At 70.5% G+C, this 15,606-nt stretch carries 15 protein-coding genes; all 15 read left to right on the forward strand.

What is annotated here, in order from left to right:
* Positions 1–162 precede the first annotated feature (162 nt).
* Positions 163–894 carry a phosphatidylinositol phosphate synthase gene (pgsA, locus tag ACIBTS_RS01645; RefSeq protein ID WP_399315814.1) on the forward strand — a complete coding sequence of 244 codons (732 nt, stop codon included), beginning with the start codon at positions 163–165 and terminating at the stop codon, positions 892–894.
* A complete protein-coding gene (locus ACIBTS_RS01650) occupies positions 891–1,808 on the forward strand; it encodes a phosphatidylinositol mannoside acyltransferase (protein ID WP_399315816.1) in 918 nt (305 codons plus the stop codon). The genes pgsA and ACIBTS_RS01650 overlap by 4 nt, the downstream gene beginning before the upstream one ends.
* Positions 1,805–2,983 (forward strand): glycosyltransferase family 4 protein, encoded by a 1,179-nt coding sequence (locus tag ACIBTS_RS01655; protein WP_399315817.1) that lies wholly within the window; start codon positions 1,805–1,807, stop codon positions 2,981–2,983. The genes ACIBTS_RS01650 and ACIBTS_RS01655 overlap by 4 nt, the downstream gene beginning before the upstream one ends.
* 44 nt (positions 2,984–3,027) lie before the next feature.
* Complete coding sequence (locus tag ACIBTS_RS01660) at positions 3,028–3,570, forward strand: hypothetical protein (RefSeq protein ID WP_319671181.1); 543 nt, start codon at positions 3,028–3,030, stop codon at positions 3,568–3,570.
* Positions 3,571–3,730: 160 nt separating this feature from the next.
* Positions 3,731–4,642, forward strand: coding sequence for a pyridoxal 5'-phosphate synthase lyase subunit PdxS (pdxS, locus tag ACIBTS_RS01665; RefSeq protein ID WP_079663494.1), 912 nt, complete (start codon positions 3,731–3,733; stop codon positions 4,640–4,642).
* An 8-nt stretch (positions 4,643–4,650) separates the two neighbouring features.
* Positions 4,651–5,262: a pyridoxal 5'-phosphate synthase glutaminase subunit PdxT gene (pdxT, locus tag ACIBTS_RS01670; protein WP_399315818.1), complete on the forward strand. Its 612-nt coding sequence runs from the start codon at positions 4,651–4,653 to the stop codon at positions 5,260–5,262.
* A 48-nt stretch (positions 5,263–5,310) separates the two neighbouring features.
* Positions 5,311–6,063 (forward strand): YebC/PmpR family DNA-binding transcriptional regulator, encoded by a 753-nt coding sequence (locus tag ACIBTS_RS01675; protein WP_079663496.1) that lies wholly within the window; start codon positions 5,311–5,313, stop codon positions 6,061–6,063.
* 126 nt (positions 6,064–6,189) lie between these two features.
* Positions 6,190–6,738 (forward strand): crossover junction endodeoxyribonuclease RuvC, encoded by a 549-nt coding sequence (gene ruvC, locus ACIBTS_RS01680; protein WP_399315819.1) that lies wholly within the window; start codon positions 6,190–6,192, stop codon positions 6,736–6,738.
* Positions 6,735–7,340: a Holliday junction branch migration protein RuvA gene (ruvA, locus tag ACIBTS_RS01685; protein WP_399315820.1), complete on the forward strand. Its 606-nt coding sequence runs from the start codon at positions 6,735–6,737 to the stop codon at positions 7,338–7,340. The genes ruvC and ruvA overlap by 4 nt, the downstream gene beginning before the upstream one ends.
* Positions 7,341–7,350: 10 nt before the next feature.
* On the forward strand, positions 7,351–8,445 hold the full coding sequence (gene ruvB / locus ACIBTS_RS01690) for a Holliday junction branch migration DNA helicase RuvB (RefSeq protein ID WP_399315821.1): 1,095 nt from the start codon (positions 7,351–7,353) through the stop codon (positions 8,443–8,445).
* A 177-nt stretch (positions 8,446–8,622) separates the two neighbouring features.
* Positions 8,623–9,117 (forward strand): preprotein translocase subunit YajC, encoded by a 495-nt coding sequence (gene yajC / locus ACIBTS_RS01695; RefSeq protein WP_399315822.1) that lies wholly within the window; start codon positions 8,623–8,625, stop codon positions 9,115–9,117.
* A 137-nt stretch (positions 9,118–9,254) separates the two neighbouring features.
* Entirely contained in the window at positions 9,255–11,057 is a 1,803-nt protein-coding gene (secD, locus tag ACIBTS_RS01700) for a protein translocase subunit SecD (protein ID WP_399315823.1), read from the forward strand.
* Between the two features lie 2 nt (positions 11,058–11,059).
* A complete protein-coding gene (secF, locus tag ACIBTS_RS01705; RefSeq protein WP_319671202.1) occupies positions 11,060–12,172 on the forward strand; it encodes a protein translocase subunit SecF in 1,113 nt (370 codons plus the stop codon).
* Complete coding sequence (locus tag ACIBTS_RS01710; protein ID WP_319671187.1) at positions 12,169–12,717, forward strand: adenine phosphoribosyltransferase; 549 nt, start codon at positions 12,169–12,171, stop codon at positions 12,715–12,717. Before secF ends, ACIBTS_RS01710 begins: the two co-directional genes overlap by 4 nt.
* A gap of 271 nt (positions 12,718–12,988) precedes the next feature.
* Positions 12,989–15,505, forward strand: coding sequence for a RelA/SpoT family protein (locus ACIBTS_RS01715; RefSeq protein WP_399315824.1), 2,517 nt, complete (start codon positions 12,989–12,991; stop codon positions 15,503–15,505).
* Positions 15,506–15,606: the final 101 nt, after the last annotated feature.

The raw sequence follows: 15,606 nt of genomic DNA on the forward strand, positions 1-15,606 counted from the left end.
GACGCGACCCGTCCGTGACCCGGATGCCGTCGGCCCGTGCCGCGGGGGTCCGTGACACGGGGGTCCGGGTGCCCGACCGTCGCACACACGCGCGCGTGGCTACGATGGGCCAGCCGGTGGCCAGCAGGGGCCGCACGGCCACACCGAACCCTCGGGAAGGCCATGCTGAACAAGTACGCGCGTGCATTCTTCACGCGTGTCCTCACACCGTTCGCCGCGTTTCTCATCCGCCGGGGCGTGAGCCCGGACACGGTCACACTCCTCGGTACCGCCGGAGTGATGGCGGGCGCGCTGGTCTTCTTCCCGAGAGGGGAGTTCTTCTGGGGCACGATCGTCATCACGCTCTTCGTGTTCTCCGACCTCGTCGACGGCAACATGGCCCGCCAGCTGGGCCGCACCAGCCGCTGGGGGGCCTTCCTGGACTCCACGCTGGACCGGGTCGCCGACGGCGCGATCTTCGGCGGCTTCGCGCTCTGGTACGCGGGCAACGGCGACGACAACGTCCTGTGCGCCGTGTCGATCTTCTGTCTGACCAGCGGCCAGGTGGTGTCGTACACGAAGGCGCGCGGCGAGTCGATCGGGCTGCCGGTCGCCGTCAACGGGCTCGTGGAGCGCGCGGAGCGGCTCGTGATCTCCCTGGTCGCGGCCGGTCTGGCGGGGCTGCACACGTTCGGCGTGCCCGGCATCCAGGCGCTGCTGCCGATCGCGCTGTGGATCGTCGCCGCGGGCAGCCTGGTCACGCTGATCCAGCGGGTGGTCACGGTGCGGCGGGAGTCGGCCGAGGCGGAGGCCGCCGCGGCGCAGGAGGGCCAGGGACACGAGGTTCAGGGACACGAGGCCCAGGGACACGAGGTTCAGGGACACGAGGCCCAGGGGAGCGAGGCCGCGAAGTGAGCGCCCAGGAGCGCCTGACCGACGCGCTGTACGGCCTCGGCTGGAGCACCGTCAAGAAGCTCCCCGAGCCCGTCGCCGTGCGTCTCGGGCGCACCGTCGCCGACGTCGCGTGGAAGCGGCGCGGCAAGGGCGTGCAGCGGCTGGAGAGCAACTACGCGCGCGTGGTGCCGGACGCGAGCCCGGAGCGCCTCGCCGAGCTCTCGCGCGCGGGCATGCGCTCCTATCTGCGCTACTGGATGGAGTCCTTCCGGCTGCCGGCCTGGAGCGCGGAGCGCGTCCGTGGCGGCTTCGACCCCAAGGACGTCCACTACCTGACCGACGGCATCGCCTCCGACCGGGGCGTCATCCTCGCGCTGCCGCACATGGGCAACTGGGACCTGGCCGGCGCCTGGGTCACCACCAAGTTGGAGACGCCGTTCACCACGGTCGCCGAACGCCTCAAGCCGGAGACGCTGTACGACCGGTTCGTCGCCTACCGGGAGGGCCTCGGCATGGAGGTGCTGCCGCACACCGGCGGCACCGCCTTCGGCACGCTGGCCCGGCGGCTGCGCGACGGCGGCCTGGTCTGCCTGGTCGCCGAGCGCGACCTGTCCGCCTCCGGCGTCGAGGTGGACTTCTTCGGGGACCGGACCCGGATGCCCGCCGGACCGGCCCTGCTCGCCCAGCAGACCGGCGCGCTGCTGCTGCCCGTCACCCTCTGGTACGACGACTCGCCCGTCATGAAGGGGCGCGTGCATCCCCCGATCGAGGTACCCGAGACAGGTACGCGGGCCGAGAAGACGTCTGTCATGACACAGGCGCTGGCAGACGCCTTCGCCACCGGCATCGCCGACCACCCGGAGGACTGGCACATGCTCCAGCGTTTGTGGCTCGCGGACCTGGAACCCCGCCCGTCGGACGGGGACCTGCGTTGAGAATCGGCATCGTCTGCCCGTACTCCTGGGACGTCCCGGGCGGCGTCCAGTTCCACATCCGCGACCTCGCCGAGTACTTCATCCGGCTCGGTCACGAGGTGTCCGTCCTGGCCCCCGCCGACGACGACACCCCGCTGCCCCCGTACGTCGTCTCGGCAGGCCGCGCGGTCCCGGTGCCGTACAACGGCTCGGTGGCCCGGCTCAACTTCGGCTTCCTGTCCGCCGCGCGCGTGCGGCGCTGGCTGCACGACGGCGGGTTCGACGTCGTGCACATCCATGAGCCGACCTCACCGTCGCTCGGCCTGCTGACCTGCTGGGCGGCGTCGGGGCCGATCGTGGCCACCTTCCACACGTCCAACCCGCGCTCGCGCGCCATGATCGCCGCGTACTCGATCCTCCAGGCCGCCCTGGAGAAGATCAGCGCGCGGATCGCGGTCAGCGAGTACGCCCGGCGCACGCTGGTGGAGCACCTCGGCGGGGACGCCGTGGTCATCCCCAACGGCGTCGACGTCGACTTCTTCGCCCGGGCCGAGCCCAACCCCGCCTGGCAGGGCGACACGATCGGCTTCGTGGGGCGCATCGACGAGCCCCGCAAGGGCCTGCCGGTGCTGATGAAGGCCCTGCCGCGGATCTTCGCCGAGCGGCCGGCCGCCCGACTGCTGGTCGCGGGCCGCGGCGACGAGGAGGAGGCGGTGGCCGACCTCCCCGAGGAGCTGCATGCGCGCGTGGAGTTCCTCGGCATGGTCAGCGACGAGGACAAGGCACGGTTCCTGCGCAGCGTCGATCTGTACGTGGCGCCCAACACCGGCGGCGAGAGCTTCGGCATCATCCTCGTCGAGGCCATGTCGGCGGGCGCTCCCGTGCTCGCCTCCGACCTCGACGCCTTCGCCCAGGTCCTCGACCAGGGGGCGGCGGGCGAGCTGTTCCCCAACGAGGACGCGGACGCGCTGGCCGAGGCGGCGGTACGGCTGCTGGGCGACCCCGCCCGGCGGGCCGAACTGCGGGAACGGGGCAGCTCCCATGTCCGGCGCTTCGACTGGTCGACCGTCGGCGCGGACATCCTGTCCGTGTACGAGACGGTGACGGCCGGCGCGGCGGCGGTGGCGGCCGACGACGACCGGGGAGCGGCGGGAACAGCCGGCCTGCGGGCCCGGCTCGGGCTGGCGCGGGACTGACCGCTGCCCCGGCGCCGTAGGACGCCCCGGTAGCCTTGCCGCCCGTGACCGCAACCCTGATCTGGACCCTGGTCGTCCTCGTCGCCGTCGGCCTCTACCTGAGCTGGACGGCGGGGCGGCTGGACCGGCTGCACGCTCGTATCGATGCAGCCCGCGCCGCGCTGGACGCGCAACTGCTGCGCCGGGCGTCCGTGGCCCAGGAACTGGCCACCTCCAAGGTCCTGGACCCGGCCGCCTCGATCGTCCTGTACGAGGCCGCGCATGCCGCCCGGCAGGCCGAGGAGGAGCAGCGGGAGGTCGCCGAGAGCGAGCTCAGCCAGGCCCTGCGGGCCGTCTTCGCGGACGCGCGGCAACTGGACGTCGTACGCGAGGCGCCCGGGGGAGACGCGGCGGCCCGCGAGCTCGCGGAGGCCGTCCGCCGGGTCCCCATGGCCCGCCGCTTCCACAACGACGCGGTGGGCGCGGCCCGCCGCCTGCGCGAACACCGCAAGGTCCGCTGGTTCCGCCTGGCCGGCCACGCCCCGTTCCCGATGGCCTTCGAAATGGACGACGAACCCCCGCCCGCCCTGTCCGAGCGCGCGAGCTGACCAGGACCGGGACCGGGAGAACACCGGCCAGGTGAGCGCCGGGTTCGGCGAGAGCAGCGAAAAGGATCCACCGGCTGTTCATTGGCCCTTGCTGTGGACTGGTCCATTCGCGTTTCCTCGGTGGTGCAGAAATCCTCTTTTCAACGAGTGAGGTCACCCCGTGTCCAGCACGATCTCCGAAAACCAGACCCCCGAGACCGGCACCGCGCGCGTGAAGCGCGGGATGGCCGAGCAGCTCAAGGGCGGCGTGATCATGGACGTCGTCACGCCGGAGCAGGCGAAGATCGCCGAGGACGCGGGCGCCGTCGCCGTCATGGCGCTGGAGCGGGTCCCGGCCGACATCCGCAAGGACGGCGGCGTGGCCCGGATGTCCGACCCGGACATGATCGAGGGCATCATCGAGGCCGTGTCCATCCCGGTGATGGCCAAGTCCCGCATCGGCCACTTCGTCGAGGCGCAGGTGCTGCAGTCCCTCGGCGTCGACTACATCGACGAGTCCGAGGTCCTCACCCCGGCCGACGAGGTCAACCACTCCGACAAGTGGGCCTTCACGACCCCCTTCGTCTGTGGCGCCACCAACCTGGGCGAGGCCCTGCGCCGCATCGCCGAGGGCGCCGCGATGATCCGCTCCAAGGGCGAGGCCGGCACCGGCAACGTCGTCGAGGCCGTCCGTCACCTGCGCCAGATCAAGAACGAGATCGCCCGCCTGCGCGGCTACGACAACAACGAGCTGTACGCCGCCGCCAAGGACCTGCGCGCCCCCTACGAGCTGGTCAAGGAGGTCGCCGAGCTCGGCAAGCTCCCGGTGGTGCTGTTCTCCGCCGGAGGCGTCGCCACCCCGGCCGACGCCGCGCTGATGCGCCAGCTCGGCGCCGAGGGCGTCTTCGTCGGCTCCGGCATCTTCAAGTCCGGCGACCCGGCCAAGCGCGCCGCCGCCATCGTGAAGGCCACCACCTTCTACGACGACCCGAAGATCATCGCGGACGCCTCCCGCAACCTGGGCGAGGCCATGGTCGGCATCAACTGCGACACCCTGCCCGAGGCCGAGCGCTACGCCAACCGCGGCTGGTAATCGCCCCCATGAGCAACGAAGCCCCTGTCATAGGCGTCCTGGCCCTCCAGGGCGACGTACGGGAGCACCTCATCGCCCTGGCCGCGGCCGACGCCGTGGCCAGGCCGGTCAGGCGCCCCGAGGAACTCGCCGAGGTCGACGGTCTCGTCATCCCCGGCGGGGAGTCCACCACCATCTCCAAGCTGGCCGTCCTCTTCGGCGTGATGGAGCCGCTACGCGCGCGTGTGCGCAACGGCATGCCCGTCTACGGCACCTGCGCCGGCATGATCATGCTCGCCGACAAGATCCTCGACCCGCGCTCGGGCCAGGAGACCATCGGCGGCATCGACATGATCGTGCGGCGCAACGCCTTCGGCCGCCAGAACGAGTCCTTCGAGGCCGCACTCGACGTGCGCGGCATCACGGGCGATCCTGTGGAGGGCGTCTTCATCCGCGCCCCCTGGGTCGAGTCCGTGGGCGCCGGGACCGAGGTGCTCGCCGAGCACGACGGTCACATCGTCGCGGTCCGTCAGGGCAACGCGCTCGCCACGTCGTTCCACCCGGAGCTGACCGGCGACCACCGCGTGCACGCCCTGTTCGTCGACATGGTGCGCGCGAACCGGGCGGCGGAGTCCTTGTAGGATCTCTGGGGTTCGTTCATCGATGGGTTACGCGAAGGAGACAGGCAGATGTCCGGCCACTCTAAATGGGCTACGACGAAGCACAAGAAGGCCGTGATCGACGCCAAACGCGGCAAGCTCTTCGCGAAGCTGATCAAGAACATCGAGGTCGCGGCCCGGATGGGCGGCGTCGACATCGAGGGCAACCCGACGCTCTACGACGCCATCCAGAAGGCGAAGAAGCAGTCGGTTCCGAACAAGAACATCGACTCCGCGGTCAAGCGCGGCGGCGGTCTCGAGGCCGGCGGCGCCGACTACGAGACGATCATGTACGAGGGCTACGGCCCCAACGGCGTCGCGGTGCTCATCGAGTGCCTCACCGACAACCGCAACCGCGCCGCCTCCGACGTCCGCGTCGCCATGACCCGCAACGGCGGCTCCATGGCCGACCCGGGCTCGGTGTCCTACCTCTTCAACCGCAAGGGCGTCGTCATCGTCCCCAAGGGCGAGCTGACCGAGGACGACGTGCTCGGCGCGGTCCTCGACGCGGGCGCCGAGGAGGTCAACGACCTCGGTGAGTCCTTCGAGGTCATCAGCGAGGCCACCGACATGGTCGCGGTCCGCACCGCCCTCCAGGAGGCCGGCGTCGACTACGACTCCGCCGAGGCCAACTTCGTCCCGACCATGCAGGTCGAGCTGGACGAGGAGGGCGCGAAGAAGATCTTCAAGCTGATCGACGCACTCGAGGACAGCGACGACGTGCAGAACGTCTTCGCCAACTTCGACGTCAGCGACGAGGTCATGGAGAAGGTCGACGCGTAGCGCTGCCGCGAACTGAGCGGATCCGTCGGGCCGGTGGGGACACGTCCTACCGGCCCGACGTCGTTGTCAGTGCCAGCGGATAGCCTGGCGACCATCGGAGATCTTCAGCTGCGAAAGGGTGGGGGCGTGCGCGTACTCGGGGTGGACCCCGGACTGACGCGGTGCGGTGTCGGCGTCGTCGAGGGGGTCGCGGGCCGGCCGCTCACCATGCTCGGCGTCGGTGTCGTACGCACGCCCGCGGACGCCGAGTTGGGGCAGCGCCTGGTCGCCGTGGAGCAGGGCATAGAGAGCTGGCTGGACGAGTACCGGCCCGAATTCGTCGCCGTGGAGCGCGTGTTCAGCCAGCACAACGTGCGCACGGTCATGGGCACCGCCCAGGCCAGCGCCGTCGCCATGCTGTGCGCCGCCCGCCGCGGCATCCCCGTCGCCCTGCACACCCCCAGCGAGGTCAAGGCCGCCGTCACCGGCAGCGGGCGCGCGGACAAGGCACAGGTCGGCACCATGGTCACGCGTCTGCTCCGGCTCGACGCCCCGCCCAAGCCGGCCGACGCCGCCGACGCCCTCGCGCTCGCCATCTGCCACATCTGGCGCGCCCCCGCGCAGAACCGACTCCAGCAGGCCGTCGCCCTGCACGCAGCCAAAGCACCGATGACATCGAAAGGCCGTACGGCATGATCGCCTTCGTCAGCGGCACGGTCGCCGCACTCGCTCCCGATCTCGCGGTGGTCGAGGTGGGCGGCGTGGGCATGGCCGTCCAGTGCACCCCGAACACGCTGTCCACCCTCCGGCTCGGCCGGCCGGCCAAGCTCGCCACCTCCCTCGTCGTACGGGAGGACTCGCTGACCCTGTACGGCTTCGTGGACGACGACGAACGCCAGGTCTTCGAGCTGCTGCAGACCGCGAGCGGGGTCGGCCCCAGGCTGGCCCAGGCCATGCTGGCGGTGCACACCCCGGACGCCCTGCGCCGAGCGGTGGCCGCGGGGGACGAGAAGGCGCTCATGGCCGTCCCCGGTATCGGCAAGAAGGGCGCGCAGAAGCTGCTGCTGGAGTTCAAGGACCGGCTGGGCGCGCCGGTGGGCGCCCCCGCGGTCGGCGCCCCGGTCACCAGCGGCTGGCGCGACCAACTGCACGCCGCCCTGATCGGCCTCGGGTACGCCACCCGCGAGGCCGACGAGGCGGTCGCCGCCGTGACCCCGCAGGCCGAGGCCGCCGCCGGCGCGCCCCAGGTGGGCCAGCTGCTGAGGGCCGCCCTGCAGACCCTGAACCGCGCCCGCTAGGAGAACACCAGTGAACTGGGACGACACGACCGACGAGAGTGCCCCCGAGCGGCTCGTCGGCCCCGCCGCGGACCGGCTGGTGGGCTCTGTCGCCGACGGCGAGGACCAGGCCGTCGAGGCCGCCCTGCGCCCCAAGGACCTGGGCGAGTTCATCGGCCAGGAGAAGGTCCGCGAACAGCTCGACCTGGTCCTGCGCGCCGCACGCGCGCGGGGCGCGACCGCCGACCACGTGCTGCTCTCCGGCGCCCCCGGCCTCGGCAAGACCACCCTCTCGATGATCATCGCCGCCGAGATGGGCGCCCCGATCCGCATCACCTCCGGCCCCGCCATCCAGCACGCCGGCGACCTTGCCGCGATCCTCTCCTCCCTCCAGGAGGGCGAGGTCCTCTTCCTCGACGAGATCCACCGCATGTCGCGGCCCGCCGAGGAGATGCTCTACATGGCGATGGAGGACTTCCGCGTCGACGTCATCGTCGGCAAGGGCCCCGGCGCCACCGCCATCCCCCTCGAACTGCCCCCCTTCACCCTGGTCGGCGCCACCACGCGCGCGGGCCTGCTGCCGCCCCCGCTGCGCGACCGCTTCGGCTTCACCGCGCACATGGAGTTCTACGAGCCGGCCGAGCTGGAGCGCGTCGTCCACCGCTCCGCGAACCTCCTCGACGTCGAGATCGACACCGACGGCGCCGCCGAGATCGCCGGCCGCTCCCGCGGCACCCCCCGGATCGCCAACCGTCTGCTGCGCCGCGTCCGCGACTACGCGCAGGTCAAGGCCGACGGGATCATCACCCGCGAGATCGCGGAGGCCGCCCTGAAGGTCTACGAGGTGGACGGCCGCGGTCTGGACCGGCTGGACCGCGCGGTCCTCCAGGCCCTGCTCAAGCTGTTCGGCGGCGGCCCGGTCGGCCTGTCCACCCTCGCCGTCGCGGTGGGGGAGGAGCGCGAGACCGTCGAGGAGGTCGCCGAACCGTTCCTCGTGCGGGAGGGGCTACTGGCGCGTACACCGCGCGGGCGGGTGGCGACCCCGGCCGCGTGGACGCACCTCGGCCTCACCCCGCCCCGCACCCCGGCCCAGGGAAGTGGACAACAGGACCTGTTCGGTCCGTGAGACGCAGAGTTACGGGCGGGGCATTGGCCGGGTCAGGAACCCAGGTGCGATGCTGAGCGTTGTTCCATGCACGCGGACTCGCTTAGACTCCGCCGATGCCGCCGTTGTCGGCAGCACACAACCCCCATCCATCAGGCCGCTCAAACCATCGCGGTCGTTTGAAGGAAGTTCCGTCCCGTGAGTCCTGTGACCCTCCTCCCGTTCATCGTGCTCATCGGGGCCATGTTCCTGATGACCCGGTCGGCCAAGAAGAAGCAGCAACAGGCCGCCAACATGCGTAACGAATTGCAGCCCGGCAGTGGTGTCCGCACCATCGGGGGCATGTACGCGACGGTCAAGGAGGTCAACGACGACACGATCCTCCTCGATGCGGGACCGGGCGTGGAGCTGCTCTTCGCGAAGAACGCGATCGGCGCCGTCCTGACCGACGACGAGTACAACCGCATCGTCCACGGCGTCGAGCACGACCTGAAGTCCGACTCCGACATCGTCCCGGACGACGCCTCCTCCCTCACCGAGACCGACGAGTCCGCCGACGAAGCTGCCGCCGCCTCCGACGACAAGCCCGTCGACCTCGGTAAGAAGGACGAGCCCGAAGCGGCCGAGGAGAAGGCCGCCGAGGCCGACGAAGAGCCGAAGAAGACCGACGGCGACTCCGACGCGAAGAAGTAGCCACGTCCCCGGCGCGTACACGGGTCGCACCCGTCCGTGCCGGGGCGCGCGCATCTCGCCAGGGGATCCCGACACCATGTCATGGCCGCCCGCCGCGCTGACCCGGCGCGAGGCGGCCCGAGAGGGAGTACGAGAAGGTGGCAGCACCTAAGAAGGGCCGGAGCGCGAGCGCCCAGAGCAAGCCAGGGCGCTCGCTGGCCCTGATCCTGATCGCCATCGTGGGGCTCACCGGAGGCATGTTCATCTCCGGAAACACCACTCCGCGTCTCGGCATCGACCTTGCCGGCGGTACCAGCATCACGCTGGAGGCGAAGCCCGAACCGGGATCCGCGATCAACAAGGCCAACATGAACACCGCGGTCGAGATCATGAACCGCCGTGTCAACGGGCTGGGCGTCTCCGAGGCGGAGGTGCAGACCCAGGGCGACCGCAACATCATCGTGAACATCCCCAAGGGCACCAACTCCGAGGAAGCCCGCCAGCAGGTCGGCACCACCGCCAAGCTGTACTTCCGTCCGGTCCTGGCCCAGGAGGCCACCGGCTCCGCCGCCACCCCCGCACCGAGCGCGTCCCCGAGCGCCTCCGCGAGCGGCGCGGCAGGCGCTTCGCCGAGCTCGTCGGCGAGCCCTTCGGCGACCGCCTCCGGCACCGGTGAGAAGGCGACCTCCTCGACGTCCCCGTCGGCCACGGCCACCTCGCAGGGCCGCGCCGTCACCGACGCGCTGAAGGCGGACGCCACCCCGTCGGCCTCCGCCGGCACCAAGGCGAGCGCCTCCCCCAGCCCGTCGGCTCCCGCGAGCGGCGGCGCCACCACGCCCCAGGACGCCGCGCTCCAGGCCAAGTACGCGGCCCTGGACTGCTCCAACGAGGCGGTCCGCACCAAGACCGGCGAAGGCGTCAAGCCCGGCGACTCGACCGTGGCCTGCGGTGAGATCGACAAGGTCTGGTACAAGTACCTCCTCGGCCCGGCCGCCGTCGACGGCACCGACGTCAAGAAGGCCCAGGCCGTCTTCGACACGCAGGGCGCCTCCGGCTGGCAGGTCACCATGGACTTCACGTCCAAGGGTTCCAAGAAGTTCGCCACCATCACGGGGCAGCTCGCAAAGAACACCCAGCCGCAGAACGAGTTCGCCATCGTGCTCGACGGCGACGTCGTCTCCAGCCCGTACGTGCAGAACGCGATCACCGGCGGCCAGGCCCAGATCTCCGGCAGCTTCCAGCAGCAGGAGGCCCAGGGCCTCGCCAACATGCTGTCCTACGGCGCGCTTCCGCTCTCCTTCAAGGAGCAGAGCGTGACCACGGTGACCGCGGCGCTCGGCGGTGACCAGCTGCACGCCGGTCTGCTCGCCGGCGCCATCGGCCTCGCCCTGGTCGTCATCTACCTGGTGGCGTACTACCGGGGTCTCGCGCTCGTCGCGCTCGCCTCGCTGCTGGTCTCCGCAGCTCTCACCTACGTCCTCATGGCCCTGCTCGGCCCGGCGATCGGCTTCGCGCTGAACCTCCCGGCCGTCTGTGGTGCCATCGTCGCCATCGGCATCACAGCGGACTCGTTCATCGTGTACTTCGAACGCGTCCGGGACGAGATCCGCGAGGGCCGCACCCTGCGTCCCGCCGTGGAGCGGGCCTGGCCGCGCGCCCGGCGCACCATCCTGGTCTCCGACTTCGTGTCGTTCCTCGCCGCCGCCGTGCTGTTCATCGTCACCGTCGGCAAGGTCCAGGGCTTCGCGTTCACGCTGGGTCTGACCACCGTCCTCGACGTGGTCGTGGTCTTCTTCTTCACCAAGCCGCTGATGACGCTCATCGCCCGCCGCAAGTTCTTCGCGAACGGCCACAAGTGGTCCGGGCTCGACCCGAAGAGCCTCGGCGCCCAGCCGCCGATTCGCCGCACCCGCCGTCCCGCCGGTCCTGCCGCCGGCCCCGTCGAGACGAAGGAGGCGTGAGCGTGTCGAAACTCGGCAACCTCGGCGCCCGACTGCACCGTGGCGAGGTCAGCTACGACTTCATCGGCCACCGCAAGCTCTGGTACGGCATCTCGATCCTGATCACCATCACGGCCATCCTCGGCCTGGCGGTGCGCGGCCTGAACATGGGCATCGACTTCCAGGGCGGCGCCGTCTTCACCACCGAGAAGACCAGCGTCTCCGTCTCCCAGGCGGAGGACTACGCGAAGTCGGCGTCCGGCCATGACGCGGTCGTGCAGAAGCTCGGCAACGGCACGCTGCGCATCCAGATCGCCGGCATGGACATCAAGCAGTCCACCGCGATCAAGAACGACCTGGCCAAGGACTTCAAGGCCGACCCGGAGACGATCACCGCCGAGCTGGTCGGTCCCAGCTGGGGCGACCAGATCGCCAACAAGGCCTGGCAGGGCCTGGCGATCTTCATGGTCCTCGTCGTGATCTACTTGGCGATCGCCTTCGAGTGGCGCATGGCCATCGCGGCGCTCGTCGCCCTGATCCACGACATCACCATCACCGTGGGCATCTACGCCCTCGTCGGCTTCGAGGTCACGCCCGGCACGGTGATCGGTCTGCTGACGATCCTCGGTTACTCGCTGTACGACACGGTCGTCGTCTTCGACTCCCTCAAGGAACAGACGAAGGACCTCACCAAGCAGACCCGCTTCACCTACAGCGAGATCGCCAACCGCTCGATCAACGGCACCCTGGTCCGGTCCATCAACACCACGGTCGTGGCGCTGCTGCCGGTCGCGGGCCTGCTGTTCATCGGCGGCGGCTTCCTCGGAGCGGGCACGCTCAACGACATCTCGCTGTCGCTGTTCGTCGGCCTCGCGGCCGGTGCCTACTCCTCGATCTTCATCGCCACGCCGCTCGTCGCCGACCTCAAGGAGCGCGAGCCGCAGGTCAAGGCGCTGAAGAAGCGGATCCTCGCCAAGCGCGCCCAGGCGACCGCGGAGGAGCAGCTCGCCGACGCCCGGGGCGACGACGCCTACGACGACGACCGGGAGGACGCCGCTCCCGCGGTCGTCGGCCCGCGCAGTCAGCCCGCGTCCCGTGGCCGGGGCCGGGGCCGTCCGTCGGGGAAGCGCCGATGACCGAGGTCACCGACATCACGACCCTGCTGCTCAGCCGCATCCGTGATGTGGCCGATCACCCGGAGCCGGGCGTGATGTTCAAGGACATCACCCCGCTCCTGGCGGACCCGGCTGCGTTCACCGCGCTCACCGACGCGTTCGCCGAGATCGCCGAGCGCACCGGCGCCACCAAGGTCGTCGGCCTGGAGGCCCGGGGCTTCATCCTGGGCGCCCCGGTCGCGGTCCGGGCCGGCCTCGGCTTCATCCCCGTACGCAAGGCGGGCAAGCTCCCCGGAGCGACCCTCGCCCAGGCCTACGACCTGGAGTACGGCTCGGCCGAGATCGAGGTGCACGCCGAGGATCTGACGCCCGAGGACCGGATCCTGATCGTCGACGACGTGCTCGCCACCGGCGGCACCGCCGAGGCGTCGATCCAGCTCATCCATCGCGCGGGCGCCGAGGTTGCGAGCCTGGCGGTTCTGATGGAACTCAGCTTCCTGGGCGGCCGCACCCGCCTGGAACCGGCCCTGGCCGGAGCCCCGCTGGAGTCCCTTCTGGTGATCTGAGCGCGATATGAAAACGGCCGTCCCAGTACAACTGGGGCGGCCGTTTCGCGCCCCATAGGGGCGCGGGGAACTGCGCGATCAGCCACCACGGCGCAACAGTCAGCAATGGGCCTTGCCCCCAGTACCGCCTCCGGAATGCCGGCGACAGCCCCACGCGTTTCTCCGGTAGACGGCCCTCACATCGGCCTGAAGGCGATCCCGGAGCCCAGGATCGCTACGATGGGTGCTCCGGAGCCTGACCGGGGACCCGGATCGCGCACGAGGAGTCCTCTTGCCAGACGAGGCCCAGCACCTGACCGCCGCCAAGCCCGAGTCCGCCTCGGCGCCCGCGGCCATGCCCGCGAAGAGCGACGCGCGCGGGCCGGTCGAGCACGACCGTTCCGCGCCCGTCGACAAGCCGGCCGAGCAGCCCCGCCCCAAGCCGGCCCCGGCCGAGCGCCCCTCGGCCACGCCCGTCAGCCGCCCGGCCGCCGCCCAGCCGACCGCGCGCTCCGGCTCCTCCAACCGCGTCCGCGCCCGCCTCGCCCGGCTCGGCGTCCAGCGCGCGAACCCCTACAACCCGGTCCTGGAACCGCTGCTGCGGATAGTGCGCAGCAACGACCCCAAGATCGAGACCGCCACCCTGCGCCAGATCGAGAAGTCCTACCAGGTCGCCGAGCGCTGGCACCGCGGTCAGAAGCGCAAGAGCGGCGACCCGTACATCACGCACCCGCTCGCGGTCACCACGATCCTCGCCGAACTCGGCATGGACCCGGCCACCCTCATGGCGGGCCTGCTGCACGACACCGTCGAGGACACCGAGTACGGCCTGGAGGACCTGCGCCGCGACTTCGGCGACCAGGTAGCGCTGCTCGTCGACGGCGTCACCAAGCTGGACAAGGTCAAGTTCGGCGAGGCCGCGCAGGCCGAGACGGTGCGCAAGATGGTCGTCGCCATGGCCAAGGACCCGCGCGTCCTGGTCATCAAGCTCGCCGACCGCCTGCACAACATGCGCACCATGCGCTACCTCAAGCGCGAGAAGCAGGAGAAGAAGGCGCGCGAGACCCTGGAGATCTACGCGCCGCTCGCCCACCGCCTCGGCATGAACACCATCAAGTGGGAACTGGAGGACCTCGCCTTCGCGATCCTCTACCCCAAGATGTACGACGAGATCGTACGGCTGGTGGCCGAGAGGGCACCGAAGCGTGACGAGTATCTGGCCATAGTGACCGACGAGGTCCAGGCCGACCTGCGCGCCGCCCGCATCAAGGCGACCGTCACCGGCCGCCCGAAGCACTACTACAGCGTCTACCAGAAGATGATCGTCCGCGGCCGTGACTTCGCGGAGATCTACGACCTGGTGGGCATCCGTGTCCTCGTCGACACCGTCCGCGACTGCTACGCGGCCCTCGGCACCGTGCACGCGCGATGGAACCCGGTCCCCGGCCGGTTCAAGGACTACATCGCGATGCCCAAGTTCAACATGTACCAGTCGCTGCACACGACGGTCATCGGCCCCAACGGCAAGCCGGTCGAACTCCAGATCCGCACGTTCGACATGCACCGCCGCGCCGAGTACGGCATCGCCGCGCACTGGAAGTACAAGCAGGAGGCCGTCGCCGGCGCCTCCAAGGTGCGCTCGGACCAGCCGCGGACCACCGGCAAGGACGACCACCTCAACGACATGGCGTGGCTGCGCCAGCTCCTGGACTGGCAGAAGGAGACGGAGGACCCCGGCGAGTTCCTGGAGTCCCTGCGCTTCGACCTGTCACGCAACGAGGTCTTCGTCTTCACCCCGAAGGGTGACGTGATAGCGCTGCCGGCCGGTGCCACGCCCGTGGACTTCTCCTACGCGGTGCACACCGAGGTGGGCCACCGCACCATAGGAGCCCGGGTCAACGGCCGCCTCGTGCCGCTGGAGTCGACCCTGGACAACGGCGACCTGGTGGAGGTCTTCACCTCCAAGGCGGCGGGGGCCGGGCCGTCCCGGGACTGGCTGAACTTCGTGAAGTCGCCGCGCGCCCGCAACAAGATCCGGGCCTGGTTCTCCAAGGAGCGCCGCGACGAGGCCATCGAGCAGGGCAAGGACGCCATCGCGCGCGCGATGCGCAAGCAGAACCTGCCGATCCAGCGCATCCTCACCGGGGACTCGCTGGTCACGCTGGCCCACGAGATGCGCTACCCGGACATCTCCTCGCTGTACGCGGCGATCGGCGAGGGCCATGTGGCCGCGCAGAACGTCGTGCAGAAGCTGGTGCAGGCCCTCGGCGGCGAGGAGGCGGCTACCGAGGAGATCGACGAGGCGGTTCCGCCGTCCCGTACCCGTGGCCGCAAGCGGCGCAGCAACCAGGACCCGGGTGTGGTCGTCAAGGGCGTCGACGACGTGTGGGTCAAGCTGGCCCGGTGTTGTACGCCCGTGCCCGGCGACCCGATCATCGGATTCGTCACACGCGGTAGTGGCGTATCGGTTCATCGCAGCGACTGCGTCAACGTGGAGTCACTGTCCCGCGAGCCGGAACGGATCCTCGACGTCGAGTGGGCGCCGACGCAGTCCTCGGTTTTCCTGGTCGCCATCCAGGTCGAGGCTCTGGACCGCTCCCGTCTGCTGTCGGACGTCACGCGGGTCCTGTCCGACCAGCACGTCAACATCCTGTCCGCGGCCGTCCAGACCTCCCGTGACCGGGTGGCCACCTCCCGCTTCACGTTCGAGATGGGCGACCCCAAGCACCTGGGGCATGTCCTGAAGGCCGTCCGCGGGGTCGAGGGCGTCTACGACGTGTACCGGGTGACGTCGGCACGCAGGCCCTGACGCGAGCCCGGGAGCATCCCAGGAGAAGGCGACGCGAAACGGCCCGGCGGTGGTCTCCCACCGCCGGGCCGTTTCGCGTCGAAGTGAACTCGGCCGAGGTG

The organism is Streptomyces sp. NPDC050121 (assembly GCF_044460385.1).
In the GTDB taxonomy this organism is placed as follows: Bacteria; Actinomycetota; Actinomycetes; order Streptomycetales; family Streptomycetaceae; genus Streptomyces; species Streptomyces soliscabiei.